General features: G+C 58.3%; 4 protein-coding genes and 1 pseudogene. All 5 read left to right on the top strand.

Annotation, left to right across the window (positions count from 1 at the left end):
* Window positions 1-363, top strand: a pseudogene (locus VGK14_RS13520) (hypothetical protein); the annotation flags it as partial.
* Window positions 364-392: 29 nt separating this feature from the next.
* Window positions 393-1,727 (top strand): type III glutamate--ammonia ligase, encoded by a 1,335-nt coding sequence (gene glnT, locus VGK14_RS13515; protein WP_331509620.1) that lies wholly within the window; start codon window positions 393-395, stop codon window positions 1,725-1,727.
* Window positions 1,728-1,758: 31 nt separating this feature from the next.
* Window positions 1,759-2,655, top strand: coding sequence for a glutamine amidotransferase family protein (locus VGK14_RS13510; RefSeq protein WP_331509619.1), 897 nt, complete (start codon window positions 1,759-1,761; stop codon window positions 2,653-2,655).
* A complete protein-coding gene (locus tag VGK14_RS13505) occupies window positions 2,643-3,326 on the top strand; it encodes a protein glxC (RefSeq protein WP_331509618.1) in 684 nt (227 codons plus the stop codon). The genes VGK14_RS13510 and VGK14_RS13505 overlap by 13 nt, the downstream gene beginning before the upstream one ends.
* Window positions 3,327-3,329: 3 nt before the next feature.
* On the top strand, window positions 3,330-3,913 hold a 584-nt coding region (locus tag VGK14_RS13500), incomplete at its 3' end, for a glutamate synthase-related protein (protein ID WP_331509617.1).

The raw sequence follows: 3,913 nt of genomic DNA, 5'->3' as shown, positions 1-3,913 counted from the left end.
CCGGGGAGCCAGGTCTGCAAAGCGCTGCATGCCGATGACCAGCAAAAGATCCACGGCCTGTACCGGGTCCAGCGCAGTGATGCCGCGCTGATCCTGAGCGGCAGCCGGGTGCAGAACCTGCTTTCCGAACTTTGCACGCTGGATTTGCGCAGGCCCGCGCTGGCAGAAAACGCGGTGGTGATGACGCAGGTGGCAGGCATTTCCGCCACCGTTCTGCGCCAGACCCTGAACGGTGAAGCAATTTACCGGCTGTGGTGCGATGGGACCTATGGCCCCTACATGTGGGATACGGTGCTGGAAATTGCCGAAGAATTGGGGGGCGGTGCAGTGGGCTTGTCTGCTCACTTTAAGGACGTGCTCTAGAAGCATCTTTATATTCAAGGGAGAGGTTTATGAAATCTTTGGCGGAAGCAAAGAAGTTCCTGAAAGACAACAGCATCAAATACGTGCTGGCCCAGTTCGTGGATATTCACGGCGTGGCCAAGGTCAAGTCGGTCCCTGCCGCGCATCTGGAAGACATACTCAAGAATGGTGCAGGCTTCGCAGGCGGCGCCATCTGGGGCATGGGCATAGAACCCAACGGGCCGGATTACATGGCGGTGGGCGAACTGGCTACGCTGAGCCTGATCCCCTGGCAACCGGGCTATGCCCGCATCATTTGCGACGGGCATGTGGAAGGCAAGCCGTACGCTTTCGACTCGCGTGTCGTGCTGAAGAAACAGATCGAGCGGCTCTCCAAGAACGGATGGACGCTGTACACGGGTCTGGAACCGGAATTTTCGCTGTTGCGTATGGATGAGCACGGCCAGATTCACCCTGCGGAGTCTTCCGACACCTTGCAGAAACCCTGCTATGACTACAAGGGCATCACGCGCAACGCCGAGTTTCTGGAGCGGCTGACCGAAGCCCTGATCGCGGTCGGCATGGACGTTTATCAGATCGACCATGAGGATGCCAATGGCCAGTTCGAGATCAACTATACCTACTCCGACTGTTTGAAGAGCTGCGACGATTACGTCATGTTCAAGATGGCTGCCAGCGAGATCGCCAACGAACTGGGCATGATCTGCTCCTTCATGCCCAAGCCCTTCAGCAATCGTCCCGGCAATGGCATGCATATGCATATGTCCATCGGTGACGGCAAGAAGAGCCTGTTCCATGACGATAGCGATAAAACGGGTCATGGCCTGTCGAAGCTGGCCTACCACTTTCTTGCCGGCGTGCTGCAGCATGCACCGGCGCTGACGGCATTGGCGGCACCTACGGTCAATTCCTACAAGCGCCTGGTAGTCGGCCGTTCCCTGTCTGGTGCGACCTGGGCGCCGGCTTACATTTCCTACGGCAACAATAACCGCTCGACCATGGTGCGAATTCCCTATGGCCGCCTCGAACTGCGCCTGCCGGACGGCAGCTGCAATCCCTATCTGACCACCGCAGCGGTGATCGCGGCCGGTCTGGATGGGGTGAAGCGCGAACTCAATCCGGGCAACGGTCACAGCATCAATCTTTACGACCTTTCCCCTGCTGAACTGAAGAAGAAAGGCATTGGCATCCTGCCGCAGAACCTCAACGAGGCGCTGACCGCACTGGAGGAAGACAAGGTGATCCGCGATGCGCTGGGAGACGGGCTGTCGCAGGAGTTCCTCAATCTCAAGCGCATGGAGTGGGTGGATTACATGCGCCATGTGTCGGACTGGGAAATCAAGCGTTACGTGGAGTTTTTCTAAACTCGGCGATTGAATTTATTAGGAGAAAATTATGTGTGGAATTGTTGGACTGCTGGTGAAAAACCAGAAGATGAGAGCGTCGATCGGGGAAATGATGTTGCCCATGCTGATCGGCATGACCGACCGCGGGCCGGATTCCGCCGGTCTGGCGGTATTTGGAGCGCCGGTGGCGAATAATGAGCGCAAGTTCAACTTGTACACCACCGACGCGGATTTCAATTGGCAAAAGCTGGAACACGATTTTCTGACGCATCTCGGCAGCAAGGCCGAACTCGCGCAAAAGGTAAATCACGCGGTTCTTACCACGCACCTCGAGCCGGCGACGGTAAAAGTCTGGCTCAAGGAGCACTATCCGCGGCTGCATCTGCTGTCGGTAGGCCAGCTCATGGACGTGTACAAGGACACCGGTACGCCCGCGCAAGTGGCGGCCCGTTACAACTTCGAGAACCTGAGCGGCAGCCATCTGGTCGGCCATACCCGTATGGCGACGGAATCCGCGGTTACCCCGCAGAACGCCCACCCGTACACGGCAGGCGAAGACTGGTGCCTGGTGCATAACGGCTCTTTTTCCAATCCCAACAGCGTGCGCCGCATGCTGCAGCACGAAGGCATCGTCTTCGAAACCGATAACGACACCGAGGCGGCTTGCCGTTTTCTGGAGTGGCGCATGCGCGAGGGCGACGATCTGAAAACGGCGCTGCACAAGGGCTTCGAAATTCTCGACGGCTTTTATACGCTGCTGATGGGGACCAGCGACCAGTTGGCCCTGGTGCGCGATCCTTTCGCCTGCAAGCCGGCCATTGTCGCCGAGCATGACGATTATGTTGCGATTGCTTCCGAGTACAGGTCATTGGCGCACCTGCCGGACGTGAAAAACGCAAAACTCTTTGAACCTATGCCAGAGGAGCTCTACATATGGAAAGTCTAGACCTTCACAAGATCGGTGTGCGGGAACTGAACCAGTACCTGCATCAGGAATTCCCGCAAAAGGGAGTCGACAAAGTCGAAATCCTGAATCCGGACGGCGTGCACAGCATAGCGGTGGGGCTGGACGTTCCGGCTGAGGTGGATATTCGTGGCCACGGCGGCTATTACGTCGCCGGCATGAACAAGCAGGCCAGGGTCACGGTGCATGGCAATGTGGGCTGGGGGGTGGCGGAAAACCTGATGTCGGGCCAGGTGCGCGTCAAGGGGTTCGCTTCCGAATCCGCCGGCGCCAGCGGCCACGGCGGCACGCTCATCATCGAAGGTGATGCCAGCCTGCGCTGCGGCATCTCGATGAAGGGCATCGACATCGTGGTGGGCGGCAACATCGGCAATTTCTCCGCCTTCATGGGGCAGGCCGGGCATATGGTGGTCTGCGGCAACGCGGGAGACGCGCTTGGGGACTCCTTGTATGAAGCGGTGCTCTACGTCAGGGGCAAGATCAAGTCGCTGGGCGCGGACGCCCGCGAGGAGCCCATGAGCGAAGCGGATTACGTTACGGTCAAGAGGCTGCTTGATATCGCCGGATTCAACCATGACCCCAAGGAATTCAAACGCATTGCTTCAGCGAAAACCTTGTACAACTGGAACGCTGACTCGAATCAGGAGTATTAAATCATGAGCAAAAAATTAGTTCTGGAAGAAAGCACCGGCTTCAACAAAAAAGTGATCGAGTACATCCACCGCGCATCCGCGACCGGACTGTACGAAATCCGCGGTCTTGGCGCCAAGCGTAAAGTGCCGAATTTCGATGATCTGGTGTTCCTGGCGGGTTCGGCCTCGCGCTATCCGCTGGAAGGTTATCGCGAAAGATGCACTACCAAGACCATCCTCGGCACCCGCTTCGCCAAGAAGCCGATTGAACTGGCGATTCCAATTACCATTGCCGGCATGAGCTTCGGCTCCCTGTCCGCCAACGTGAAAGAGTCGCTCGGCCTGGCAGCGACCGAAATGGGCACGTCGACGACCACGGGCGACGGCGGCATGACGCCGGAAGAGCGCAACTCGTCGAAGACACTGGTCTACCAATGCCTACCGTCGCGCTATGGCTTCAATCCGGACGATTTACGCCGGGCCGACGCCATCGAACTGGTGATCGGGCAGGGCGCCAAGCCGGGCGGCGGCGGCATGCTGCTGGGGCAGAAGGTCAATCCGCGCGTGGCCGGCATGCGTACGCTGCCGGTCGGCGTCGACCAGCGTTC

The organism is Novimethylophilus sp. (genome assembly GCF_036504375.1).
In the GTDB taxonomy this organism is placed as follows: domain Bacteria; phylum Pseudomonadota; class Gammaproteobacteria; order Burkholderiales; family Methylophilaceae; genus Novimethylophilus.
The sequence above is the reverse complement of the archived record's forward strand: the minus strand, read 5'-3'. Positions and strand labels throughout refer to the sequence as shown.